At 73.9% G+C, this 24,107-nt stretch carries 20 protein-coding genes; 13 read left to right on the top strand and 7 right to left on the bottom strand.

The features are described 5' to 3' along the window. Position 1 precedes the first annotated feature (1 nt). Complete coding sequence (locus N555_RS0112295) at positions 2-724, top strand: dihydrofolate reductase family protein (RefSeq protein ID WP_029431790.1); 723 nt, start codon at positions 2-4, stop codon at positions 722-724. Between the two features lie 23 nt (positions 725-747). On the opposite strand, the gene N555_RS0112290 is transcribed toward N555_RS0112295, so the two are convergent. Next, positions 748-2,280, bottom strand: a complete 1,533-nt coding sequence (locus N555_RS0112290; protein ID WP_231502721.1) for a serine/threonine-protein kinase — start codon at positions 2,278-2,280, stop codon at positions 748-750. Between the two features lie 166 nt (positions 2,281-2,446). After that, the gene (locus tag N555_RS0112285) at positions 2,447-3,064 is read right to left on the bottom strand and encodes a TasA family protein (protein WP_029431788.1); all 618 of its coding nucleotides are present in this window, start codon (positions 3,062-3,064) and stop codon (positions 2,447-2,449) included. A 250-nt stretch (positions 3,065-3,314) separates the two neighbouring features. On the opposite strand from N555_RS0112285, the gene N555_RS0112280 reads away from it, so the two are divergent. Together N555_RS0112280 and N555_RS0112275 are read left to right on the top strand one after the other, a co-directional pair. Then, positions 3,315-4,850, top strand: a complete 1,536-nt coding sequence (locus N555_RS0112280) for a sensor histidine kinase (protein ID WP_029431787.1) — start codon at positions 3,315-3,317, stop codon at positions 4,848-4,850. Continuing rightward, positions 4,847-5,533 carry a response regulator transcription factor gene (locus N555_RS0112275; RefSeq protein ID WP_029431786.1) on the top strand — a complete coding sequence of 229 codons (687 nt, stop codon included), beginning with the start codon at positions 4,847-4,849 and terminating at the stop codon, positions 5,531-5,533. Before N555_RS0112280 ends, N555_RS0112275 begins: the two co-directional genes overlap by 4 nt. A 2-nt stretch (positions 5,534-5,535) precedes the next feature. On the opposite strand, the gene N555_RS0112270 is transcribed toward N555_RS0112275, so the two are convergent. Both N555_RS0112270 and N555_RS28335 read right to left on the bottom strand, forming a co-directional pair. Beyond that, positions 5,536-6,111: a hypothetical protein gene (locus tag N555_RS0112270; RefSeq protein WP_156036340.1), complete on the bottom strand. Its 576-nt coding sequence runs from the start codon at positions 6,109-6,111 to the stop codon at positions 5,536-5,538. Continuing rightward, the gene (locus N555_RS28335) at positions 6,108-7,136 is read right to left on the bottom strand and encodes a hypothetical protein (protein WP_029431784.1); all 1,029 of its coding nucleotides are present in this window, start codon (positions 7,134-7,136) and stop codon (positions 6,108-6,110) included. The genes N555_RS0112270 and N555_RS28335 overlap by 4 nt, the downstream gene beginning before the upstream one ends. A gap of 84 nt (positions 7,137-7,220) precedes the next feature. Here N555_RS28335 and N555_RS26855 point away from each other — a divergent pair, with 84 nt between their 5' ends. The 10 genes from N555_RS26855 (at position 7,221) to N555_RS0112215 (ending at position 19,688) form a co-directional block, all read left to right on the top strand. Next, a complete protein-coding gene (locus tag N555_RS26855; RefSeq protein WP_051684020.1) occupies positions 7,221-7,931 on the top strand; it encodes a signal peptidase I in 711 nt (236 codons plus the stop codon). Between the two features lie 5 nt (positions 7,932-7,936). Then, on the top strand, positions 7,937-9,007 hold the full coding sequence (locus tag N555_RS0112255; protein WP_029431782.1) for an ATP-dependent DNA ligase: 1,071 nt from the start codon (positions 7,937-7,939) through the stop codon (positions 9,005-9,007). Further along, a complete protein-coding gene (locus tag N555_RS0112250) occupies positions 9,004-9,738 on the top strand; it encodes a class E sortase (RefSeq protein WP_231502720.1) in 735 nt (244 codons plus the stop codon). The genes N555_RS0112255 and N555_RS0112250 overlap by 4 nt, the downstream gene beginning before the upstream one ends. A gap of 10 nt (positions 9,739-9,748) precedes the next feature. Continuing rightward, a complete protein-coding gene (locus tag N555_RS28330; protein ID WP_197028991.1) occupies positions 9,749-9,904 on the top strand; it encodes a hypothetical protein in 156 nt (51 codons plus the stop codon). 50 nt (positions 9,905-9,954) lie between these two features. Beyond that, positions 9,955-11,508, top strand: coding sequence for an alpha/beta hydrolase (locus tag N555_RS0112240; RefSeq protein ID WP_029431780.1), 1,554 nt, complete (start codon positions 9,955-9,957; stop codon positions 11,506-11,508). 33 nt (positions 11,509-11,541) lie between these two features. Then, the gene (locus N555_RS0112235; RefSeq protein WP_029431779.1) at positions 11,542-12,609 is read left to right on the top strand and encodes a DNA polymerase domain-containing protein; all 1,068 of its coding nucleotides are present in this window, start codon (positions 11,542-11,544) and stop codon (positions 12,607-12,609) included. Between the two features lie 101 nt (positions 12,610-12,710). Beyond that, positions 12,711-14,201 carry a glucose-6-phosphate dehydrogenase gene (gene zwf, locus N555_RS0112230; protein ID WP_029431778.1) on the top strand — a complete coding sequence of 497 codons (1,491 nt, stop codon included), beginning with the start codon at positions 12,711-12,713 and terminating at the stop codon, positions 14,199-14,201. 534 nt (positions 14,202-14,735) lie between these two features. Further along, positions 14,736-15,977: an ABC transporter substrate-binding protein gene (locus tag N555_RS0112225; protein ID WP_051684019.1), complete on the top strand. Its 1,242-nt coding sequence runs from the start codon at positions 14,736-14,738 to the stop codon at positions 15,975-15,977. A gap of 294 nt (positions 15,978-16,271) precedes the next feature. Then, positions 16,272-17,690: an MFS transporter gene (locus N555_RS0112220; RefSeq protein WP_051684018.1), complete on the top strand. Its 1,419-nt coding sequence runs from the start codon at positions 16,272-16,274 to the stop codon at positions 17,688-17,690. Between the two features lie 93 nt (positions 17,691-17,783). Continuing rightward, positions 17,784-19,688: a primary-amine oxidase gene (locus N555_RS0112215; RefSeq protein WP_029431775.1), complete on the top strand. Its 1,905-nt coding sequence runs from the start codon at positions 17,784-17,786 to the stop codon at positions 19,686-19,688. 114 nt (positions 19,689-19,802) lie between these two features. Here N555_RS0112215 and lon read toward each other — a convergent pair whose 3' ends face one another. The 3 genes from lon to N555_RS0112200 all read right to left on the bottom strand — a co-directional run. After that, complete coding sequence (gene lon, locus N555_RS0112210) at positions 19,803-22,160, bottom strand: endopeptidase La (protein ID WP_029431774.1); 2,358 nt, start codon at positions 22,158-22,160, stop codon at positions 19,803-19,805. Between the two features lie 118 nt (positions 22,161-22,278). Further along, entirely contained in the window at positions 22,279-23,694 is a 1,416-nt protein-coding gene (locus N555_RS0112205) for a cytochrome P450 (protein ID WP_029431773.1), read from the bottom strand. Between the two features lie 69 nt (positions 23,695-23,763). Continuing rightward, positions 23,764-24,107: SDR family oxidoreductase (locus N555_RS0112200; RefSeq protein ID WP_029431772.1), on the bottom strand; the 344-nt coding region annotated here is incomplete at its 5' end.

Here is a 24,107-nt window from a genome sequence, read left to right as displayed (position 1 = left end):
CGTGCGCCGCCTGCTGCCGGATCCCGACCCGGCCGTGCTGGACGACGCGGGCCTCGCGGATGCCTACCGGCTGACCGGCCGGTCGGTGCGGGTGAACTTCGTCGGCTCCCTCGACGGCGCCATCGCCGTCGACGGACGCAGCGGCGCGCTGGGCTCCCCCGGCGACAAGCGGGTCTTCCGGACCCTGCGGGCGCTCGCCGACGTCGTGCTCGTCGGCGCCGGGACGGCGACCGCGGAGGGGTACCGGCCGGTGGCGGCCGACTCCGCCGTCGGGGCGCTGCGCTCGGCACTCGGCCGGCCCGCCACCGCGCCGATCGCGGTCGTCTCGCGGCGCGCGTCGCTGGCACCGGGCGACGAGCTGGCGGTCGACTCCACGATCCTGGTCACCTGCGCCGCCGCCGACGCCACCCGCCGCGCGGCCCTCGCCGAGGCCGGCGTGACCGTGCTGGTCTGCGGCGACGACGACGTCGACCTGCCGACCGCGCTGGACCTCCTCGCGGCGCGCGGACTGGAGCAGGTCGTCTGCGAGGGCGGCCCGGCGCTGTTCGCCGCGGCGCTCGCGGCCCGCTGTGTCGACGAGCTCGACCTCACCCTCGCTCCCGCGCTGGTCGGCGGCGACACGCGGCTGGTGCCCGCCACGCTCCCGGAGGTCGTCCGGCCCCGGCTGGTGCAGCTGCTGGAGGAGGACGGCGTCCTCTTCACCCGCTACGCGCTCGGCGCCTGACCGCACCTCACCTCGCGGTCGGGTCAGCCCCGCCCGTTCCCCCGGCCGTTCCCGTTCGCCCCCGGGACGATCCGCACGTCGTCGTTCCCGTTCCGGTTGCCGTTGCCATTGTTGCCGCCGTTCCCGTTGCCGTTGCCGTTCCCGTTGCCGCTGTTGCCCCCGTCGTCGCTGCTCCCGCCGTCGTCCTCGCTGGGTGCGGGGGCGGGCGCGGACGACGGCGCGGGCGCCGAGGTCGGTGGCGGGGCGGCGGCGTGGGTCAGCGTGACCGCCCGGCCGATCGCCAGCTCGCCGTCCGGGGACACCGCCAGGACCTCGCCGTCCGGGGCATCGGCCGTGGTCACCGGGCGCAGCTGCACCGTGAGACCCAACCGGGTGAGCTCCGCCTGCACCTCCCCGACCGGCCGGCCGACGTAGTCGGCGGCGTCGATCTCGACGACCTCGGGCTCGGGCGCGGCGGTGGCGGCGGGGCTGCTGGTCGTCGGGGCGCTCGTGGTGGGCGCGGCAGCGCCGGAGCCCGGGTCGTCGTCGCCGGCGAGGGAGAGCACGAGCACGACGGCGAGCACCGCCAGCACGGCGAGGGCCGCGAGCGCCGCGACCAGGCCCCGCCGGCGGGAGCGACGGTGCGGCTGCGGCCGAGGGGCGCGTGCCGTGGCGGGTGAGGGGCCGGGGCCGTGCGCCGGGAACACCCGGGTCGCGGCCGGGGCGACCGTCCCGGGCGCGCGGCCGGCCAGGACGTCGTCCACCGCGTCGCGGAAGGCGTTCCCGTCCGGGATGCGCCGGGCGGGGTCCTTGACCAGTGCCCGGTCGATCAGGTCCCGCAGCCCCGCGGGCACGGTGGCGGGCAGCGGCGGCGGGACGTCGGTGATGTGCCGCAGCGCCACCTGCACCGAGTTCTCACCGTCGAAGGCGCGGCGGCCGGCGAGCATCTCGTAGCCCACGAGGCCCAGGGCGTAGACGTCGCTGGCCGGTGTGGCGGCGGCCCCCTGCGCCTGTTCGGGTGAGAGGTAGTAGGCGGTGCCGATGATCTGTCCCGTGCCGGTGAGCGGCACGCTGGCGGCCGACGACGCGATGCCGAAGTCGGTGAGCTTGGAGGTGCCGTCCCGCCGGACCAGGACGTTGCCCGGCTTCACGTCCCGGTGCACGACCCCGACGGCGTGGGCGGCGCCCAGGCCGGCCGCCGTCTGCCGCAGCACGTCGGCGGTGCGGGCGGCGTCGAGCGGGCCGCCGCGGGCGAGCAGCTGCGACAGCGCCTCGCCGTCGACCAGCTCCATGACCAGGTAGGCCAGGTGCTCGGTCGACCCCGGCCCGGCGGGCACCTCGCCGTAGTCGTACAGCGTGGCGATGTTCGGGTGGCCGAGCACCGCGGTGTGCCGGGCCTCGGCGCGGAAGCGGGCGAGGAACGACGGGTCGCCGGTGTACTCGCTGCGCAGCACCTTCACGGCGACGTCCCGGCCGAGGAGCGTGTCGTGCCCGCGCCAGACCTGACCCATCCCGCCGGTCGCCAGCAGCGTCCGCAGCTCGTAGCGGTCGGCGATCGTGGTCACACCCGGCTGCACGCACCGCTCCCCTGCTCGCCCCCGGGCCATGCGGCCCCGACTCGCCATGGTCGCCGACCGCCCGGCCGCCGACCACCTGGACCGCCGATCGGATGACGGACACGTCCGGGAACGCCGCGAGGGCGGCCCGGGGAGGTCCCGGACCGCCCTCGGCGGAGGTGGTGGATCAGACGGCGGCGCGGGTGTCCTGCTCGAGCGTCAGGTTGACGCTGAGGGCGGCCGAGTCGCCCTGGACGGCGTTGCCGACCTCGGGCGCCAGGCTGACGTCGACGATGATGCAGGTCGAGTCGCCGGCGGCGAGCGGGTGCTCGGGGATGCTGCTGTTGAGCGCCGTCATCTTCAGGCCGGCGGTCCGGTTGGCCTGGCCCGTGACGTCCGTGTCGTCGCCGCAGTCCTCCGCCGCCACCCCGTCGATCAGGTAGACGTCGACGTCGGCGGTGGCGGCGAACTGGCCGGGGCCGTCGGGGCAGGTCCCGTCGACGAGCTCGTCCGAGGACTCGCACATCTCCTCGGCCTCGGTGACCGTGCCGGTCGCCGTCAGCAGGCCGTCCACGGTGCCGCCGTTCTGCACGGGGAAGGCGAGCCGCTGCTTCTCGCCCGGCGCGAGCTGGATGGACTGGACGAGGGTGTCGGCGTCCTCGGTGGTGGTGACGACGAGCGTGCCGGCCCCGGCCGAGCTCGACGAGACCGCCTCGTCGGTGAACTCGGCGAAGGTGCCGCTGGCACCGAAGGCGATGAGGGCGGCGCCGCCCATGGCTGCGGAGGCGATGGCGATCTTCTTCACGGTGGATCTCCTGACGATGTCCCCGTCGGACGACGGCACTCTCACCGGGCACGGCGCCTCGGCAGTCGAGATCGACCCTCGCGGCGGGGGGTCCCGCCGGGCATCGTCAGATCTGGCGATCGCGGTCCCACTGGTCCCCGTTCGCCCCACCGGCCTCGCTCATCGCACGCACCACTCCCCCGGAGACGACTCCAGCATTGGAGTCACTACGGCGTGGTCTGCTGGCGCCCGACCACGGGGGGTCTCGTCCATGACCAGCACGAACGCGACGGCGACGACGCTGCGCCGCACCATCCGGCGACTCGGGCCCGGCCGCGCCGTTGCCCTCGCGACGGCGGTCGCCGCCGCCCTCGCCGTCCTCGCTCTCGTCGATCTCGAGGCCCGGCACGAGGTCCTCGTCGTCGCAGCCACCGTGGGATTCCTGGGAGCCGGGTGCGGCCACCTGCTGCGCTGGCGGGTGACCGGCAACGACACGACCCGGTCGGTCGGCGCCGGGCTGGTCCTCGTTGGGCTCAGCCGGCCCACCGGCGCGGTCACCGAGGCGCTGGTCGGCGGTGCGGACACGGCACTGTCCCCTGCCGTCGAGATGGTCGTCGTGTCCCTGGCGGCCGCGACGGTCCTGCGGGCCTTCCCCGACGCCGGCGCGCGCCGGCGGCCCGTCACCGCGGGGCTGGTCGTCCTGGCCCTCGGGGGCGCCGTCGCCCTCGGCCTGGGGACGGCGATCCCGGCGGCGGCCCGTCCGGCGGCGGCCGGCGCCGCCCTGGCGGTCGCCGCGCTGTGGGGGGCCACCGCCGTCGCCGCCTGGCGCAGCGACCAGCTGAGCACCGGGCACCGCCGCTCCGCGCAGGCGCTGGCCGCCATCACCCTGACCCTCTCGGCGGTCGCCGCACTGACCGCCGTCCCCGTGCTGCTGCCCGAGGCGGCCTCCCTCACCGGCCTCGCCGGCGATCTCGCGACGGTCGCCGCCGCCTCCGGGGCCTCGCTCGCCGCCACCCGCCGCCTCACCGACGCCCTCGCTGGTCAGGAGCGCTACGTCGCCGGCCTGCTGGAGCAGCTCGCCGGCCACGAGCGGCAGCTGCAGCAGGCCCGCGCCTGCCTGCACGACGCCCGGGCGGCCGTCGCCGGCGTGCGGGCCGCCACCTCTGCCGTCCGGCGCTCCGCCGGCCCCGCGCAGGCCGCGGTGCGGGCCGACCTCGAGGAGTCCATCGCCGCCGAGCTCGCGCGCATGGACCGCCTGCTGCGGCTGCCCGACCGGGCGCCTCAGGTGAGCAGGACGGACCTCGACCGGTTGCTGCGCCCGCTCGTCGTGAGTCACCGCGAGCGCGGACTGCGGCTGCGCTGGCTGCCGGGCGGTGCCGCACCGGTGGCCGTGGACGCCGACGCCCTCGCCGTCATCGTCGGCAACCTGCTCGGCAACGCCCTGGTCCACGCGCCCGGCGCGGTCTGCTCTGTGACCGTCGAGGTCGGGGACGTCCTGACGGTCACCGTCGCCGACGACGGCCCCGGGCTGCCGGCGACCCGGCGGGCCGCCGCCTTCGAGGCCGGCGAGCGGGGCACCGCGAGTCCCGGTGAGGGCCTCGGCCTCGCCATCTCCCGCGACCTGGCCCGGCGGCACGGCGGCGACCTCGTCGCCGCCGACGCCTCCGTCGGCTGCCGCTTCGTCCTCACGCTCCCCCTGGCTCCGGCCCCCGTCGAGCCGCCTCCGCTCCCCCGCCCGCGCTTCCCGATCCCGGACCACGTCGCCTTCGGGCCCCGCACCCCCACCCCGCCGGTGGGCGCCCGGTGAGCGGCGAGGACGTGCTCCTCGTCGACGACCACGCGCTCTTCGCCCAGGCCTTGCAGCTCGGGCTGGCCGCCACCGGGATCCCGGCCCGCCGGATCGCCCCGACCTCGGCCGCGGCGATCGTCGGCGCGTGCTCGGCCGCCGCTCCGGCGACGGTGCTGCTCGACCTGCGTCTGGGCTCCGGGGAGGACGGCGAGCCGATCGACGGGCTCGACCTGGTCGGCCCGCTCACCGGGGCCGGGTGCCGCGTCGTCGTCGTCACCGGCGAGGTCGGGGACGCCGTCTGGGGCACCGCCGTCGAGCGCGGCGCGCTCACCGTCGTCGCCAAGGAGACCGCGCTCGAGGACCTGGTGGCGCTGGTCCTCGCGGTCCGCGCCGGAGAGCCCGTCCTCCCCGACTCCCGCCGGCAGGACCTGCTCGCGGCAGCCCGGCGGGCCCGCAGCGACGAGTCCGCCCGGCTGGCGCCGTTCCGGTCCCTGAGCCCGCGCGAGGACGAGGTCCTGCGTCACATGGCCGCCGGGATGCCCGCCGCCGCGATCGCGGCGTCCTGCTACGTCAGCGAGGCGACCGTCCGGACGCAGATCCGGGCCGTGCTCAGCAAGCTCCAGGTGTCGTCGCAGCTGCACGCCGTGGCGCTCGCCCGGCAGGCCGGCTGGTTACGGGACGGGCCCGGACCCGCCCGCTGAGGTCAGCGGCCGTTGCCCCCGCCCGGGACGACGAGGTGGACCCGGACGGTCTGCGCGTCGCTGAGACCACCGGTCCGCACGGGGTCCTGGACGAGCTCGAAGGTCAGGTCGCCCATCCAGCCGAGGGCGGCCCGCGACTGCGCGGCGGTGGGACCGCGGGAGACCCGCAGCGTCAGGGGCGTCCCGCTCGCCGCCGGTGCGAGCAGCCCGAGGTCCACGGGCCCCCTGGTGAGCTCGCAGAGCGTCGGAGCGGGCGTGCCCGCAGCGGCGGGCAGGCCGGTCACCGTCAGGACGACGTCCGGCAGGTCCGCGCAGGCCGTCCCGGGCAGCGAGAGCCGCAGGTGCCCGGCCACCTCGCCGGTCGCGGTCACCTGCAGCGCGGCGCCGCCGGCGTCCTGGGCACGGACCTGCAGGGGCCCGCCGGAGGTCGACGGCGTCACCTGCAGGGTCAGCGAGGCCGCACCGGCGGTCGCGCCCACCTCGGCCTGGTCGGTGAAGGTGGCCAGCGTGGTGCCGGCGCCGAGGAGCACCGTCCCGGTGAGGACGCCTCCGAGGGCCAGTCGCGTCTGTCGTCTCATGCCGCACTCTCCGACCGGCGCCGCCGGCGCACCACGAGGAACAGGAACCAGCCGAGGGCCAGGACGGCGGCGAAGACCCCGCCGGCCCACATCACGGCCGAGGCCAGCGACTGCCCCGCCGCCCGGGTCTGGGTCTGGGTGACGGTCTCGGCGGTCACGCCGTCCCCGTCGACGCTGACCGAGGTCGTCGTCCGGCCGATCACCGTCCCGGTCCCGCCGGGCGGGGCGCCCTGCGCCGCTCCGCCGTCGCCGGCCGGGGCACCGAGGCCGACGGGGCCGGTGCCGTTGCCGTTGCCGTTGCTGTTGCCCCCCTGGAGACCGGTGCTCCCGCCGAGGCCGGCCGCGGACGGGCCGCCGACGACGTCGGTGCCCGCCCCGCGGGTGCCGCCGGTCCCCGTACCGCCGCTGCCGGTCCCCGGGGTGCCGCCCCCTCCCGGAGGAGCCGGGACGACGTCGGGCACGGACGACAGGGCGTAGACCTCGAGGGCGAAGTCCACGGCGTCGGACTGGGCGAGGTTGTTGTCCGCGCTGTCGGTGAAGGTCAGCGCCAGGCTGAGGCAGTCGACGTCGTCCCACCGACCGGGGTCGCCGACGGAGAGGGCGACGAACCGCAGCACCGGATCGCCCGACGCGTCGGCGTCCGGCGCCACGAGCCGCAGGTCCTCGGCGTCGCCCAGGGGGTCGCAGGCGCCGTCGCGGCCGCGGGTGCCCGCGGCGACCGAGCCGGCCAGCTGCTCGGCCAGCTCACCGGGGTCGGCCGCCAGGTCGGCGCCCGGGAGACCGCAGCCGTCGGCGGCGTCGCGCTCGGGCTCGAGGCAGGTGTTCTCCGCCTGGCGGAGAGCGGAGACGGCGACCTCGAGTCGGTCCGGGGTCTCGCCTCCCCAGCCGCCCGTGTCGAGGCCGACCGGCACGAACCGGGTCGTGCCGGGGACCAGCCCGCCCTCGGCGGCGGCCGGACCGGACGCGGCGAGGACGCCGGCGGTCGCCGCGAGGACGACGGCAGCGGTGTACAGGGGACGGCGCACCGCACGAGCCTGGCGACGGCCGGGGCCGGCCACATCGTCAGAATCGATGATGTCGCGCGCCCGCCCGCCCGTGAGACTCGGAGCGTGCCCTCCCCCGCTGCTCCCACGACCGGCGGCGCCGGGCTGCACCTCGCCCGGCGGATCGCGGCGTGGGCCATCGGCCTGGTCCTCCTGACCGGGACGGCGACCGCGCTGGGCGTCGCCCTCTACCCCACGGTCACCGGCGGGCAGGCCCTGGCCGTCCTGTCCGGCAGCATGACCCCGGGCCTGCCGGTGGGCGGCATGGTCTTCACCCGCCCCGTCGACCCGGCGACCGTCGAGGTCGGGGACGTCATCACCTTCGCGCACCCGTCGAACCAGGCCGCGCTCGTCACCCACCGGGTCGTGGCGGTCGACGTCTCCGCGGGCGAGCCGGCCTTCACGACGAAGGGCGACGCGAACGAGGACCCCGACCGGCTGCCCGTCCCGGCATCCGCCGTGCGGGGGGAGCTCGTGTTCGACGTCCCGCAGGTCGGCCGGCTCGTCGCGCTGCTGCACTCGACCAAGGGGGTCGGCGTGCTCGTCGTCCTCGTGTGCGGGCTGCTCGCGGTGTCCCCCGGCGGACGCCCGGAGGACGACGCCCCGACCGCGGCGCCCCTGCCCGACGGCGTCGACGCGGACCCGGACGGCGTCGACGCGGACAGCGCGCGGACCGTGGTGATGGCGCCCGTCCTGGACGAGCCGGGGACCCTGCTGGTGCGCGCGACGCGCCCACCCGTCCCGGTGCCCTCCCGTCAGGTCCGGCTGCTTGACTGACCGACATGGACCTGCCCGTGCTGCCGCCGGTCAAGCCGATGCTGGCGAAGGCGGCCACGAAGCTCCCCACCGCTGACGGGCTCTTCTACGAGCCCAAGTGGGACGGCTTCCGCTGCATCGTCTTCCGCGACGGTGACGAGGTGGAGCTCGGCAGCCGCAACGAGCGGCCGCTGACCCGCTACTTCCCCGAGGTCGTCGAGGCGGTGAAGGCCGCGCTGCCGGAACGCTGCGTGGTCGACGGCGAGATCGTCGTCCCGGCCGGGGACCGGCTGCACTTCGAGGCCCTGCTGCAGCGGATCCACCCCGCGGCCAGCCGGGTCACCCTGCTGGCCGAGCAGACGCCGGCCACGTTCGTCGCCTTCGACCTCCTCGCCCTGGGCGACGAGTCGCTGATGGAACGCCCCTTCGCCGAGCGCCGCGCCCGGCTGACGGAGGTGGTCCGGGCCACCGACCAGGTGCACACCACGGCGATCACCCAGGACCCCGAGACCGCGCAGCGCTGGTTCGAGCAGTTCGAGGGCGCGGGGCTCGACGGTGTCGTGGCCAAGGCCGCCGACCTGCCCTACGGCCCCGACCAACGGCTGATGACCAAGGTCAAGCACGTGCGCACCGCCGACTGCGTGGTCGCCGGGTTCCGCTGGCACAAGAGCGGCCCGATCGTCGGCTCGCTGCTGCTCGGCCTCTACAACGGCGACGGGGACCTGCAGCACATCGGCGTCGCGGCCTCCTTCCCCATGACCCGGCGGGCCGAGCTGGTCGAGGAGCTGGCGCCCTACCGCGCCGGCGCGCTCGACGGCCACCCGTGGCAGGACTGGGCCAACGCGCAGACCGACACCGAGGGCGAGCACCGCATGCCCGGCGCGCAGAGCCGCTGGAACGCCGGCAAGGACCTCTCCTGGGTGCCGCTGCGGCCCGAGCTGGTCGTCGAGATCAAGTACGACCAGCTGGAGGGACGGCGGCTGCGGCACACCGGCCACTTCCTCCGCTGGCGCCCGGACCGGGAGCCGCGCAGCTGCACCTATGACCAGCTCGACGTCCCGGTCCGCTACGACCTGGCCGAGGTGCTCGCCGGGTGAGCCGCGGGGGGGACCTGGTCCGCACCGGACTGCGCGGTGTGGGCCAGCTGCTGCTGACCGCCGGCTTCGTGATGCTGCTGTTCGTCGTCTACGAGCTGTACGTCACCGACATCCTGGCCGGGCAGGCGCAGGACGAGCTCAGCGACCAGCTGGACGACGAGTGGGCGGGAGCCGCCTCGGGCCCCACCCCGGCGCCGATCACGCCGGAGGTCGGTGAGCCGTTCGCGTTCCTGCACATCCCCGGGCTCGGCGCCGACTGGCGCCGCGCGATCGTCGAGGGCACCGACCAGGAGGAGCTCGCGCAGGGCCCCGGCCACTACGTCGGGACCGCGCTCCCCGGCGAGCAGGGCAACTTCGCCGTGGCCGGTCACCGCGTCGGCCGGGGGTCGCCGTTCCTCGACCTGGGCGAGCTGCGCCCGGGCGACCCGATCATCGTGGAGACCTCCGACGCCTGGTACGTCTACCGCGTCCTGGGCGACCCGGCCACGGGCGACTTCGCCACCGGCCCGATCCCCGGCCAGCAGATCGTGCCGCCCACCGACACCTCGGTGATCTCCCCCACCCCGCTGGCCGCGCCGGACGTCCCGCCGAGCGGTGCCTACCTGACGTTGACGACGTGTCACCCGAAGTACTCCGCCCGGCAGCGGATGATCGTCCACGCCGTCCTCGAGGGGGGCCCGATCATGCGGGCCGACGCCCCCGACGGCCCGCCCGCACTGCAGGAAGGCTGAGGTAGACGGCGTGTACTCGTGGATTTGGCGACGCCTGCCCGGAGGCACCGGCAGCAAGGCGTTCCTCGCTCTGCTGCTCGTCCTGGCGGTCAGCGTGCTGCTGCTGTTCGTCGTCTTCCCGCGGGTCGAGCACCTGCTGCCGTTCACCGACGTCACCGTCGACTGAGCCCGGGGGCGCGCTGCGGCTGCCAGGAAGCGCTCCTACTGTGGACGATCATGCGTGCCTCCCGCGGTCTGCTGGCCGCCGCGTCCGGCCTGCTCCTGCTCCTCGGTGGGTGTACCTCCGGCGACTCCGACGAACCCGACTCGACCGCTGCGTCGTCGGCGGCCCCGACGACGGCTGCCGAGGACGTCGACCCGGTCGAGCTGCAGGACTGCACCGACGACATCCTCGAGCTCGGCGTCGGCAACCCCCGGTCGCTGAGCTTCGAGTGCGGCTACCTCGACGTGCCGATCAGCTACGAGGAGGCCGACAGCGAGACGCTGCCGATGTTCGTCGTGCGCGCCCGCTTCCCCGGCCAGACGGACCGGATCGGCTCGCTCGTCATCAACCCCGGCGGACCGGGCGCGTCCGGTGCCTACTCCGCGATCGACCTGGCCCAGACCCTGCCCGAGGACGTGCTGCGCCGGTTCGACATCGTCGGCTTCGACCCCCGCGGGGTGAACCTCACGACGCCGGTCGACTGCATCCCCGCCACCCTCAAGGACCAGCAGACCGCCGCCGAGCCGCGACCGGTGACCCCGGAGCAGGTCGACGCGGTGCTGGCCCTCACCGACGAGACCGCCGACGCGTGCGGCGAGGAGTACGGCGAGGCGCTGGGGACCTTCAACACCGTCGACACCGCGCGCGACATGGACCGGCTGCGGGCCGCGCTCGGCGACGAGCAGCTGACCTACCTCGGCTACTCCTACGGCACCACGCTCGGCTCCACCTACGCGGAGCTCTTCCCCGAGAAGGTGCGCGCCTTCGTGCTGGACGGCGCCGTCGACCCGGACAAGGACGCGCAGGCCGACGCCGAGGCGAGCGCGGCCGGTCTGGAGGCCGGCTTCGACGCCTTCGCGGCCAACTGCACGAGCCTGATCTCCGGATGCCCGATCGGCGACAACCCCCGGCAGTTCGTCTACGAGCTGCTCGACCAGGCGGCCCAGACCCCGATCGCCAGCAGCAAGGCCGGCGAGACCCGTCAGGCGACGCCGGGCGTGGTCATGACCGGCGTCCTGTCGGCGATGTACGACCCGGCCTCCTGGCCGCAGCTCTCCCAGGCCCTGCGGGCCGCGCGCGACGGCGACGCCGCCGGCATCTTCTCCCTCGCCGACAGCTACTCGCAGCGGCTGGACGACGGCACGTACACCAACCTGCTGGACGCCAACCTGGCGATCAACTGCGCCGACACCCCCGAGGACGAGGGCCTCTCCGCCGACGAGGTGCTGCCGCTGGCCCAGCAGTGGGGGTTCCAGTACCCCCTGTTCGGCGCGGGCTCCGCGGCCTCGCTCTACACCTGCACCGCGTGGGACGCCCCGCGCACCCCGCTGCCGGAGCGGGACGCCGAGGGCAGCGCGCCCATCGTCGTCGTCGGCAACGCCGGGGACCCGGTGACCCCGCTGCCGGGTGCCGTCGACATGGCCGAGGACCTCACCGGCGGCGTCCTGGTCACCTGGCAGGGGCAGGGCCACACGTCCTACCCGAGGACCGATTGTGTGACAGCGGCCGTCAACCAGTACCTGATCGACCTCGTCGTCCCGCAGGATGGGCTGGTGTGCCCGGCCTGACGCCGGGGCGCTGACCTCGACGGAAGGGCGTGGATGGCCGCGAGCAAGGACGCCGTCGTCCTCCAGGTGGACGGTCACGAGGTGCGGGTCTCCAGTCCGGAGAAGCCGTACTTCGGCGAGCTGGGCATCCGCAAGATCGACGTCGTGAACTACTTCGTCGCCGTCGGCGAGGGCATCCTGTTCGCGCTGCGGGACCGGCCGACGACGCTGGAGCGGTGGCCCGGCGGGGTGTTCGAGGGGGCGCGGCTGTCGACCCGGATGGACAACACCGGCGACGCGTTCTACCAGAAGCGGGTGCCCAAGAACGCCCCCGACTGGGTGCAGACGGCGCACATCACCTTCCCCAGCGGGCGGACGGCGGACGAGATCGCGCCCGACTCCGTCGCCGTGGTCGCCTGGTGCGCCAACCTCGGCACGCTGACGTTCCACCCCTGGCCGGTGGGCAAGGACGACGTCGAGTCGCCCAACCAGATCCGCATCGACCTGGACCCGCAGCCGGGCACCGACTTCTCCGACGCGGTGTGGGTCGCCCCGCACGTGCGCGAACTGCTCGCCGAGTTCGGCATGCAGGGCTGGCCGAAGACCTCGGGCGGCCGCGGGGTGCACATCTACGTGCCGATCCAGCCGCGGTGGACCTTCACCGACGTCCGCCGGGCGGTCATCGCCTTCGGCCGGGAGCTGGAGCGCCGCCTCCCCGACCGCGTGACCATGTCGTGGTGGAAGGAGGAGCGCGGCGAGAAGATCTTCATCGACTACAACCAGATGGCCCGGGACCGCACGATCGCCTCGGCGTACTCCATCCGGGCCAAGTCGCACGCCCCGGTGTCGGCGCCGCTGGACTGGGACGAGCTGCCCGACGTGCACCCGCACGACTTCACCGTGCTGACCATGCCGGAGCGGTTCGCCGCGGTCGGTGACAAGCACGCCGGCCTGGCCGACCACGCGTTCGGCATCGAGGGGCTGCTGGAGCTCGCCGACCGGCAGGCGGTCGACGCCGGGCTGGGCGACCTCCCCTATCCCCCGGACTACCCGAAGATGCCGGGCGAGCCGATGCGGGTCCAGCCCAGCCGCGCGAAGAAGCCGGCCGGGGAAGACGACTGAATCTCGCTGTGGAGGTCGGGCGCACAGCGCTGGTTCGCCCGCCAACCAGTCGACGAGCCGTCGCCCTCGCCGAGGTGCCTGATGCGGCATGCTCCGACACCATGACCGCGGATGTGGACCGTCGTTCTCCGCCGTGCGTGCTCGTGATCTTCGGCGCCTCGGGCGACCTCACGGCGCGGAAGCTCCTGCCGGCACTCGCGCGGCTCGCCGGCTACGGGGCGCTCCCCTCCGAGGTGACCTTGATCGGTGTCGCCCGGACCCCCATGACCGACGACGAGTTCGGAGACCTCTGTCGGCGCAGTGTGTCGGCCGAGGACGATCCCCGGTGGACCACGCTCACCGCGACCGCGCGCTACGTGCACGGCGGCTACGACGACCCCGCCACCTATCGGCGGCTGGCCGAGGTGATGGCCGAGTGCGACGCCCGGCACGGCTGCGCCGGCAACCGGGTCTACTACTTCTCCACGCCTCCGCGCCTGTTCGGGCCGATCGCGGTGAACCTGGGCAAGGCGGGGCTGTCAGTTCCGGACGGCGACAGCTTCGTCCGCGCGGTGATCGAGAAGCCGTTCGGCTGGGACGAGCCCAGCGCCAGGGACCTGTACGCGGACCTCACCACGGCGTTCACCGAGGAGCAGATCTTCCGCATCGACCACTATCTCGCCAAGGAGACGGTGCAGAACCTGCTGGCACTGCGGTTCGCGAACTCGATCTTCGAGCCCATCTGGAACCGGACCTGGGTCGACAACGTCCAGGTCACGGTGGCCGAGACGCTGGGCGTCGGTGACCGTGGCGGCTTCTACGAGACCACCGGCGCGATGCGCGACATCGTCCAGAACCACGTGCTGCAGGTCCTGTCGCTGTTCCTCATGGAGCCCCCCACCTCCTTCCACGCGGAGGGGATCCGCGACGAGAAGGTGAAGCTGCTGCGCGCGATCCGCCCCTTGGAGGACGAGGCGGAGATCGCGGCGAACGCGGTGCGCGGGCAGTACACCCGTGGCGGCACCCGCACGGACCTCATGCCCGGCTACCGGGAAGAGCCCGGCGTCGACCCGTTGAGCGCGACCGAGACCTTCGTGGCGATGCGACTGGAGGTCCAGAACTGGCGCTGGACCGGCGTACCCATCTACGTCCGCACCGGTAAGCGGCTGCCCACGCGGGTCACCGAGGTCGCGATGGAGTTCCGCCGTCCCCCGCAGCTGCCCCTGTTCCCGGGCACGTCCGAGAACCTCGAGCCGGACGCACTGATCGTGCGGGTGCAACCCGACGAGGGCCTGAGCCTGCGCTTCGGCGCGAAGGTGCCCGGCCACGCCTTCCGCGTCCAGAAGGCCTCCATGGACTTCTCCTACCAGAGCTTCGAGGAGGAGTCTCCCGACGCCTACGAGCGGGTCATCCTGGATGCGCTGATCGGCGACCCCACCCTCTTCATCCGCGCCGACGAGGTGGGCCGGTCCTGGCGCATCGTCGACCCGGTCATGCAGTACTGGGCCGCCGATTCCCGCCCCATCCCGCTGTACCAGGCAGCAACGTGGGGCCCACCCGAGGCTGAGGCGCTGATCGCCCGGGACGGCCGGACATGGCGTCAGTCGAGCTGACAGCTCCAGCTCGGCCCGCATCCACGTCCCGCGAACAAGGCCGACATCGCTTGTTCAGACACCCGCGGTGCCCCCGGACCCGCCGATACGGCGCCGGGCGCCAGTAGGACGCCGGCCACGGCGGCCGAGACGACGGAACCTCCGTAGGCGCACCTGCTCCCCTCGGGCGCAGGCACCACTCGGTGAGGTGCAGGCGTGATCCGCCCCTGGCGGAACGGCTGGGCAGGTGCCGTGGACGGATCGTGACAGCACCACAAGCGATGCCGGGAGAGCCGATGCGGGTCCAGCCGAGCCGCGCGAAGAAGCCGGCCGGCGAAGACGCCTGACCGGGCGTATCGCTTCCCTCACGATGTCCGCCGGGCTCGGCGGCGGGGCGGGCGGCACGAGCCGGCCGCAGGACCGTCGTCCGGCGCTGGGCGCGCGGTCGTCGCCGGCGGTCATGGCGAGATCCCTGGTGACCACCGGCGCAGTGCGGCAAACCCCTCAGGCTAAGTTAGCTATCTTCATACTGATGCGCTGAGGTGGGAGCAAGGGATGGGACGCAGCAACGGGGTAGCACTGAGCGCCGTCTTCGCGTTGGCGTTGGTGGCGTCGGCTTGTGGATCCGACGACGAGGCCGGCGGCGGCGGAGGCGACGACGCCGGTGCGGGCGGGGCGAGCAGCACGCTGAGGCTCGGCCTGCTGACCAGCACCAGCGGCCCGGCGAGCAGCGAGTACGCGGTCACCGCGGACGGCGTCAACGCTCGACTCCAGGCGTACGAGGCCGAGGGGGGCGAGTGCGCCGACGAGTTCGACTTCGAGGTCGTCACGGCGGACGACACCTCCAGCCCGCAAGGGGCGCTGAGCGGCGCGCAACGCCTGGTGCAGCAGGAAGAGGTGGACGCCGTGCTGGAGGTGAGCTCCACGTTCTTCGGGGCCGCCCCCTTCCTGACCACCCAGGGCAGCGACATCCCGGTCTTCGGCGCCGGCTTCGACGGCGCGACGGAGTGGTCGAACACCGACGACAACATGTTCCTGTCGAGCAGGCTGCCCGACTACGAGGCCGCCTTCACGACGGCCGGCGAGTACTTCGCCCTCCAGGGAGCGACGAAGATCGCCGGCGTCGCCTACGCCGTTCCCAGCGCTCAGCAGGCGATCGAGACCCTGGTGGAGTCGGCCGAGGCCGCCGGTCTCGAGCGTGTGTACGTCAACGACAGCGTGCCCATCGGCAGTACCGACGTCGGATCGATCGTCCTGCAGATCATCGACTCCGGGGCGGATTCCATCCAGACGGCGATGCTCCCCAGTACGGCCTTCGCCATCCTCGACGGGCTGCGCGAGGCCGGCTACGACCTCGACACCGCCGTGCTCCCGACGGGGTACAGCAGCGATCTCCTGACCTCGCCGTCGGCGGCCAGCGCCGAGGGCGTCTCGTTCCAGCTGTCGGTGGCCCCCGTGGAACTGGAGTCCGAGGCCACCACGAGGTTCGCCTCGGCGATGCAGGAGTACGCGGGCGTCGACGGCGGGATCCCCGGCTACGCCCTGACCACGGCGTGGGTGACGACCGACCTCTTCCTGCACGGGCTGGAGGAGAACGGCTGCGACGCCTCGCCGGACAGCCTCATCTCCACGCTGCAGCAGGACGACGACTGGGATGCCGAGGGCCTGTATCCCGGCCCGGTGCCGCAGACGACCACTGACTACGACGAGCTCTGCCTCTTCTACGTCAAGGTCGAGAACGGGGCCTTCGTACCCGTGGAGGAGGCCTCGCCCATCTGCGGCGAGCCGGTCGACTGACCGGCCAGGCCGGCCGCACCGTCGTCGAGGTGCGGCCGGCCTGACCGGCCGATCTGGCAGCGGAGCCCCCGATGGGCGCGGAACTCCAGCCGACCATCCGACATCTGGACGCTCTCGGTGGACCGTCCGCGCTCTGGTCGAGGGCAATCGAGCGGCTGTCGAGGTCGTGCGAGCGACGTCGTCGGCGCCGCCTCCGATATGGGGCACCGAGGTTCGGATACGGCAGTCCGCCTGCGCTGCGATGATCGGCCGGTCTCGACGCCGCACCGACGTCACGCCACGCGAGGAGCCCTCATGACGGACGCCGCGCCCGGCGACGTCCGCAGGCGTACTGGCCTGGTCACGGCCGCGTTGTTGATCGGCCTATTCACGACGACGTTCCCGGCGACGATCCTCACGATCGCGGTGCAGCCGATCGCCGAGGACCTGCACTCCCTGCCCTCGACCGTCGTCTGGGTGACGACGGCGCCCCTGCTCGCGGCCGCGGTCACGACGCCGCTCCTCGGCCGGCTGGGCGACCTGTTCGGCCACCGACGCCTCTACGTCACCGGTATCGCGGTCGCCCTCGTGTTCGCGATGGGCAGCGCCCTGGCCTGGAGTGCGCCCGTCCTGATCGCCACCCGCACGATCACCCAGGTCGGAGCCGCGGCCACGTTCCCGGCGGCCATCGCCCTACTCTTCCGCGTCCTCCCGCCCGGCGACCGGGTGCGCGGGACCTCCTGGGTCGGCGCCACCGCCTCGACCGCGACGGTCGTGGGCGTGGTCGTCGGCGGGCCGCTGATCGACCTGGTCGGCTGGCGGGTCATCTTCTACGCCCAGGCCGGGCTGTGCCTCGCCGCGCTCGTCTTCGCGCTGTCCGTGCTCCCGGCCGACCCTCCGGACCGGAAGCGCGCCGTCCTCGACGTGCCGGGCGCGGCCCTGCTGGCCGTCGCGACGTTCGCCCTCACCTTCGGCGTCAACCGGCTGGCGGTCTGGGGCTGGTCGCCCGTGCCCATCGCCTGCCTGGCGATCGTCCCCTTCGCCACCTGGGCCCTCGTCGTCGCGGAGCGGCGGGCCGCCGCACCGCTCCTGCCGGTGCGCGTGCTGTCGTCGCACAACGTCCGCGTGATCGCCGGGGGCAGCCTGCTGCTCGGCGCCGGCTACATGGGCAACTTCGTCATCACGCCACTGTTCATGCAGAGCGTCCTCGGCCTGACCGCCGCCGCGACCTCCCTGCTCAGCGTCCCGCGCGCGGCGTGCAGCGCGCTGGGGTCCTTCACGGCCCACCGCGCGAGCAGCCGCTTCGGGCTGCGCCGGATGATCCTGGGCGCCATCACCGTGCTGACCCTCGTCCTCGCGACCATGGCCGTGGGCGCGCTGACCGTCTCCGTCGTCCTCATCGCGGTGATGCTCCCGTTCAGCGGCCTCGCCTTCGGGCAGCTGAACACCGGCCTGCTCGCCGCGCAGGGCGCGGCCGTCGACGAGCGGGACGTCGGCCTGGCGACCTCGCTGCAGCAGACCGGCTTCCAGGTCGGTGGCGTGATCGGCGTCGGGTTGTTCACCGCCCTCGCCGGCGACGCGACGACCGAGGGACCCTTCGCCCTGGTCTTCCTCCTGACAGCGAGCTGCGTCCTCCTCGCCTCCCTGACGCTCCTCCGGATGCACGAGGTGCGTGAGCCGTCACGGGCGACCGTGCACGCCGTTCCCACCGACGCCGACGCGGCCCCCTGGTGATGCACTGGTTCGAGGACTACACCCGGGTGGAGCACGTGCGGCCGGACCTCGACTCGCGAAGCCCGCCGGCAACCGCCACCCGGAGGAGTCCCCGTGACCGCGCACCCGCTGGACCCCCTGACCGCCGAGGAGTTCCGGGCCGCGGCCGCACTGCTCCGGCGTGAGCGCGGGGTGGACGAGCGGTGGCGCTTCGCCTCCATCGAGCTGCGCGAGCCGGCCAAGGACGTCGTCCGCGCCTTCCGCGCCGGTGACCCGATCCGCCGCGAGGCGCGGGTGACCTGCTGGAGCCGCGACGAGGGGACGCCCTACAAGGCCCTCGTCTCCCTGACCGAGGACGCCGTCCTGTCGTGGGAAGCGGTACCCGGCCGGCAGGCGAACATGACCCTCGACGAGTGGCGCGAGGCGCACGAGGTGCTCATCCGGCACCCCGACGTGGTGTCGGCGCTCGCGCGGCGGGACATCACCGACCTCGACCTCGTGCTCATCGACACCTGGGCCTACGGGGACTCGCTGATCCCCGACGGGCTGCAGGAGCGACGCGTCGGCTGGACCGACGTGTGGCGCCGCTCGGTGCCCGGGGGCAACCCGTACGCCCATCCCGTGATGGGCCTGCACTTCGTCGTCGACCTCAACACGATGGAGCTGCTCGCCGTCGAGGACACCCCTGCGCCGGTGCAGGCCGCCGTCTCGGGCGAGTACGTGCCCGCGCTGGTGCCCGGGCTCAGCCTGCGCACCGACATCCGGGCGCTGGAGATCACCCAGCCCGAGGGCGTGTCCTTCACGCTCGACGGCAACGAGCTGCGCTGGCAGAACTGGACGATGCGGCTGGGCTTCAACCACCGCGAGGGCCTCGTCCTGCACCGGGTCGGCTACACCGACGCCGGGCCCGGGGGACGCCGGGTCCGTCCGGTCGCCCACCGGATGTCGTTCGCCGAGATGGTCGTCCCCTACCGCGACCCCAGCCCGGACCACTACCGCCGGACCGCCTTCGACATCGGCGAGTGGGGTCTGGGCTTCATGACGACGTCGCTGGAGCTCGGCTGCGACTGCCTCGGGGAGATCACCTACGTCGACGCCGTCCTGCACGACAGCCGCGGCGAGCCGTACACGATCAGGAACGCCATCTGCCTGCACGAGGAGGACGACGGCGTGCTGTGGAAGCACGTCGACGCAGCGGGCGGCGCGGAGGTGCGCCGGTCGCGGCGCATGGTCGTGTCCTTCCACGCCACCGTGGCCAACTACGAGTACCTGACCTACTGGCGCTTCTACCAGGACGGCACCATCGAGTGCGAGGTCCGCGCCACCGGGATCATGGTGACCAGCACGTTCGACGACGCCCCGCCGCCGTACGGCACGGTCGTCGACGAGCGAACCTACGCCCCGTTCCACCAGCACTTCGTCGTCGCGCGGCTGGACATGGAGGTCGACGGGCGGGACAACAGCGTGGTCGTCTCGGAGAGCCAGGCGGTGCCGGTCAGCCCGGACAACCCGCACGGCCTGGCCCTGGTGCAGCGCAGCCGCGTGCTGGAACGGGAGTCCGAGGCGCGGCAGGATCCGGACTGGTCGACCCAGCGCAGCTGGAAGGTCGTCAACCGCGGACGCCGCAACCGGCTGGGAACGGCGCCCGGCTACGAGCTGGTGGCGCCCTCGGCCTTCCCCGTCATCGCCGACCCTGCTGCCTCGTTCCGGCAGCGGGCGCAGGTCATCGACCACGCGCTGTGGGTGACCGCGTTCGACGAGGACGAGCGCTGGCCGGCCGGCGAGTTCTGCAACCAGAGCCGCACCGACGAGGGCCTCCCCCGCTGGACGAAGGCCGACCGGTCGATCGCCGACACCGACATCGTGCTCTGGCACGTCTTCGGCATCCACCACATCACCCGGCCCGAGGACTGGCCCGTGATGCCCGTGGACGTCGCCTCCTTCCGGCTCCGGCCGGTGGGCTTCTTCGACCGCAACCCCGCCCTCGACGTCCCGCCGACCCCCGGCCGCTGCCACTGAGCCGTGCCGCGCCGCGGCTACGCGCCGTCCCCGACCGGAGGGACGCCGGGATGACGGGAGCGGCCGCGCCCGGGTTCCCCCGGGGCGCGGCCGCCCGTCCTGTGCGGAGCCCGGTCAGGCGGCCAGCGTCATCGCCGTCGCCGGCTCCAGGGCCAGCGCCAGGACCTCCCGGACGTCGCTGACCAGGTGCACGGTCAGCAGGTCGCGGACCGCCGCGGGGACGTCGTCCAGGTCCGGCTCGTTGCGGGCCGGCAGCAGGACGTCGCTGATCCCCGCCCGGGAGGCGGCGAGCAGCTTCTGCTTGACGCCGCCGATCGGCAGCACCCGCCCGGTCAGGGACACCTCCCCGGTCATGGCGACGTCGCTGCGCACCGGCCGCCCGGACAGCACCGACGCCAGCGCGGTCACCATCGTGACGCCGGCGCTCGGCCCGTCCTTGGGGACGGCGCCCGCGGGCACGTGCACGTGCACCTCCCGCTCGCGCAGGTCGGACACCGGCAGCTCCAGCTCGGCGCCGTGCGAGCGCAGGAAGGACAGCGCGATCTGCGCCGACTCCTTCATGACCTCGCCCAGCTGGCCGGTGAGCCGCAGTCCGGTGCCACCGGTCTCGGGGTCGGCCAGCGACGCCTCGACGAACAGCACGTCGCCGCCGGCGCCGGTCACGGCCAGTCCGGTCGCGACGCCGGGCAGCGCGGTCCGTTCGGCCGACTCGGGGGTGAACCGCGGCCGGCCGATCAGGTCCCGCAGCGAGCCCGTCGTCACGTGCACCGGGCCGCCGTCGGCGACCGCCAGCCGTGCGGTCACCTTGCGCAGCAGGCGGGCGAGCTGGCGCTCCAGCTCACGGACGCCGGCCTCGCGGGTGAAATCGGCGGCGAGCGTCCGCAGCACCTCGTCGTCGACCGTGACCTCGGCCGAAGTCAGCCCGGCGCGCTCCAGCTGCCGGGGCAGCAGGTGGTCACGGGCGATGAGGACCTTCTCGTCCTCGGTGTAGCCGTCCAGCCGCACGACCTCCATGCGGTCCAGGACCGGCGCCGGGATGGCCTCCAGCACGTTCGCCGTGGCGAGGAAGACGACGTCGGACAGGTCCAGGTCGACCTCGAGGTAGTGATCGCGGAAGGTGTGGTTCTGCGCCGGGTCGAGGACCTCCAGCAGCGCGGCCGTGGGGTCGCCGCGGTAGTCGCTGCCGAGCTTGTCGACCTCGTCCAGGAGCACCACCGGGTTCATCGACCCGGCCTCCCGGATCGCCCGGACGATGCGGCCGGGGAGCGCGCCGACGTACGTGCGCCGGTGCCCGCGGATCTCCGCCTCGTCGCGGACGCCGCCGAGTGCCACGCGGACGAAGTTCCGGCCCATGGCGCGGGCCACCGACTCGCCGAGCGACGTCTTGCCCACCCCGGGCGGTCCGACCAGGGCGAGCACGGCACCGCTGCGCCGTCCGCCGACGACGCCCAGGCCGCGCTCCTCGCGGCGCTTGCGCACCGCCAGGTACTCGGTGATCCGCTCCTTCACCTCGTCCAGGCCGGCGTGGTCGGCGTCCAGCACCGCCCGCGCGGCGGGGACCTCGTAGACGTCCTCGGTGCGGACGGTCCACGGCAGCTCCAGCACCGTGTCCAGCCAGGTCTGGATCCAGCCGGCCTCCGGGGACTGGTCGGAGGTCCGCTCGAGCTTGTCGACCTCGCGCAGCGCGGCCGCGCGGACGTGCTCGGGCAGGTCGGCGGCGTCCACGCGGGCGCGCGGGTCGGCCGGCTCCTCGCCGCCCTCCCCGGACCCGCCCTGCAGCTCGCGGAGCTCCTTGCGGACGGCGGCCAGCTGCTGGCGGAGCAGGAACTCCCGCTGCTGGCGGTCCATCCCCTCCTGCACGTCCTTGCGGATGGACTCGGCGACGTCGAGCTCCTCGAGGTGCTCGCGCGCCCACCGGACGGCCAGCTCCAGCCGGAGGACGACGTCGGCGGTCTCCAGCAGCGTCAGCTTCTGGCCGGCGTCGAGGTAGGCGGCGTACCCGGCGGTGTCGGCGACCGCGGAGGGGTCGGTCAGCCGCTGCACGCCGTCGATCAGCTGCCAGGCGCCGCGCTGCTGGAGCAGCGAGACGACCAGGCCCTTGTAGTCGCGGGCGAGCTCCTGGGCGCGCGCGCCGGAGTTCTCGTCGGGAAGGGGGGTGACCTCCACCCACAGCGCCCCGCCCGGGCCGGTGGTGCCGGCGCCGATGCGGGCGCGGGTCAGGCCGCGCACCAGGGCGCCCGGCTGGCCGCCGGGGAGGCGGCCGACCTGCTCGAGGACGGCGACGGTGCCGATGCCGGCGTAGCGGCCGTCGAGGCGGGGGGCGAGGAGGACACGGGTCGGGCCGGGCTCGGCGGTGGCGGCGTCGACCGCGACCCGCGCCTCGGCGTCGGTGAGTTCCACGGGAACTGCCATGCCGGGCAGGACGACGGTCTCGTCCAGCGGCAGCAGTGGCAGACGTTCGGTACTGCTCATGGCTTGTTCCTCCACACAGGCCGGCGGTGTTTCCCGGCTGTGCTGGCAACGTCTGCCCCCGCCACCCCCTTCCGGCGTTCACCGAGGGCGGACACCGCTGGTCGCGGCGCCGTCGTCGTCAGCCGAGCCGGGCCGCGTCCCTGCGGGCGGTGACCGGAGCGGCGAGCTCCTGCTCGTCGACGACCCGCTGCATCTGCTCGATGGTCTCCCGGAGGCCCGGGCCGAGGCGCTTGCCCGGCGTGAACGAGGCGGGGAGGTGCTTCATGCCGTTGATGACACCGACCGTGTCGTAGTGCACGGCTCCGCCGGGGTCGCAGACGAAGTCGGGCATCCGCTCGAGGACCGCGCTGAGCATCGTCTTGAAGACCGCCCGCGCGACGTTGGACCCGATGCACCGGTGGATGCCGAGTCCGAAACTGGCGTGCCGGTTGCCCTTCCGGTCCAGCCGGATCTCGTGCGGGTCCTCGAACACCGTCGCGTCCCGGTTCGCCATGGCCCACGAGAGCCACAGCCGGTCGCCCTCCCGGAACTGCACGCCGCCGATCTCGACGTCCGCCGAGACCGTCCGGCCGTCACCGGGAGCAGGCGTGTAGTAGCGCAGGAACTCCTCCGTCGCGCTGTCCCGGAGCGTGTCCCACTCGGCGATCAGCCGAGCTCGCTGTGGCGGGTGCTCCGAGAGCCACTCCAGGGCGTGCGCGGTCAGGGCCGTCGTCGTGTCGAAGCCACCGCCGAGCAGGAGCCCGACGGCATCGAGCACGTCCACGTCGCTGGGCACCGGGCCCCCGAGGTCGGCCCGGATCAGCGCGTCGACCAGACCGGGGCGCGGAGTCGCCCGGATCTCCGCGATGTACTGCATCGACCGCACCGACATCTCCCGCAGCTGCTGCAGGACGCGGTCCATCTCCGGGGTCCCCGGCAGCGTGTAGACCTGCGCGTGGATGGGCTCGCAGTAGGTCTCCCAGTCCGACATCGGGAACCCGAGCATCGCCATGGTCAGGACGGCCGGCACGATGTTCGCCAGGTCGTCGACGACGTCGATGCGGCCGCTCTCGATCACCTCGTCCAGCGAGGCCCGCGTGAGTTCCTCGATCACCGGCTGCCAGCGCGCCACCGCCGCCGGGGACAGGTAGGGGTTCAGGGCGTTGCGGTAGTACCGCTGGACCGGCGGGTCCATCGACAGGAAGCCGCCGCCGACACGCCCGCGCTCCCCCCGGGCCATCCGCCGGTACTCCAGGGGCGGCGGGGGGATCTGGATGCCGACGTATCCGCCGCGCTCGTCGAAGGGGTCGTCGTCGTTGGACAGGACGTCGGACCGGCGCGCGACGTCGAACAGCTCCTGGTTGCCGTTGACGAACCAGTAGCCGCCGTGGGTGTCGTTCCACGCGATGCGCGGCCCGGCGTGCAGTCGCTGCGCCCAGTCGACGAACTCGGTCCGGTACTCGGGGCCGTGCCGGTCGAGGACGATCCGACGATGCTCGTCGGCGGGGCCGTCGCTCTCTCCGGGGCGTGCGGTCTGTGTCGCGTCACTGGTCATGAGGTGCGTGCTCCGAGGGGTCGGTCGTCCGGTCGCGGCCGTCGGGTGACCACGGCCGGACGCGTCGGGTCAGACGTGGAAGTCGTGGAACTTCAGGTAGGACCCGGCGTCCACGCGGAGCTGGAGACCGGTCACGTAGCGGGACTCGTCCGAGGCGAGGAAGAGCACCGCGTTGCTGATGTCGATCGGCTCGACGTAGGGGATCGGGAGGAGCTGCTGGGCCGGGAAGGCCAGCAGCGCGTCCTCGCGGGTCGGGTTCTCCAGGTCCGGCCGGAACGCCCGGTACATCGGGGCGCTGTTCAGCATGTTCGTGTTGCAGTTGGTCGGGTGCACCACGTTGGCCCGGATCATCCGGGGGGCGACGTTGCGCGCGATCTCGTGCATGAACTCCGACAGCTGCAGCTTGGCGTAGC

It is taken from the genome of Blastococcus sp. URHD0036 (genome assembly GCF_000701365.1).
Taxonomy (GTDB): Bacteria; Actinomycetota; Actinomycetes; order Mycobacteriales; family Geodermatophilaceae; genus Trujillonella.
Note: the sequence above shows the minus strand (reverse complement) of the source record. Positions and strands in the feature narration are given on the sequence as shown.

What these genes read in the sequence shown, in the direction of transcription:
- N555_RS0112235 (WP_029431779.1), top strand. Translation starts at nt 11,542, where the DNA reads ATGGCCGCGAGCAAGGACGCCGTCGTCCTCCAGGTGGACGGTCACGAG.
- lon (WP_029431774.1), bottom strand. Translation starts at nt 22,160, where the DNA reads ATGAGCAGTACCGAACGTCTGCCACTGCTGCCGCTGGACGAGACCGTC.
- N555_RS0112240 (WP_029431780.1), top strand. Translation starts at nt 9,955, where the DNA reads ATGCGTGCCTCCCGCGGTCTGCTGGCCGCCGCGTCCGGCCTGCTCCTG.
- N555_RS0112255 (WP_029431782.1), top strand. Translation starts at nt 7,937, where the DNA reads ATGGACCTGCCCGTGCTGCCGCCGGTCAAGCCGATGCTGGCGAAGGCG.
- zwf (WP_029431778.1), top strand. Translation starts at nt 12,711, where the DNA reads ATGACCGCGGATGTGGACCGTCGTTCTCCGCCGTGCGTGCTCGTGATC.
- N555_RS0112225 (WP_051684019.1), top strand. Translation starts at nt 14,736, where the DNA reads ATGGGACGCAGCAACGGGGTAGCACTGAGCGCCGTCTTCGCGTTGGCG.
- N555_RS0112270 (WP_156036340.1), bottom strand. Translation starts at nt 6,111, where the DNA reads ATGAGACGACAGACGCGACTGGCCCTCGGAGGCGTCCTCACCGGGACG.
- N555_RS0112205 (WP_029431773.1), bottom strand. Translation starts at nt 23,694, where the DNA reads ATGACCAGTGACGCGACACAGACCGCACGCCCCGGAGAGAGCGACGGC.
- N555_RS0112280 (WP_029431787.1), top strand. Translation starts at nt 3,315, where the DNA reads ATGACCAGCACGAACGCGACGGCGACGACGCTGCGCCGCACCATCCGG.
- N555_RS0112220 (WP_051684018.1), top strand. Translation starts at nt 16,272, where the DNA reads ATGACGGACGCCGCGCCCGGCGACGTCCGCAGGCGTACTGGCCTGGTC.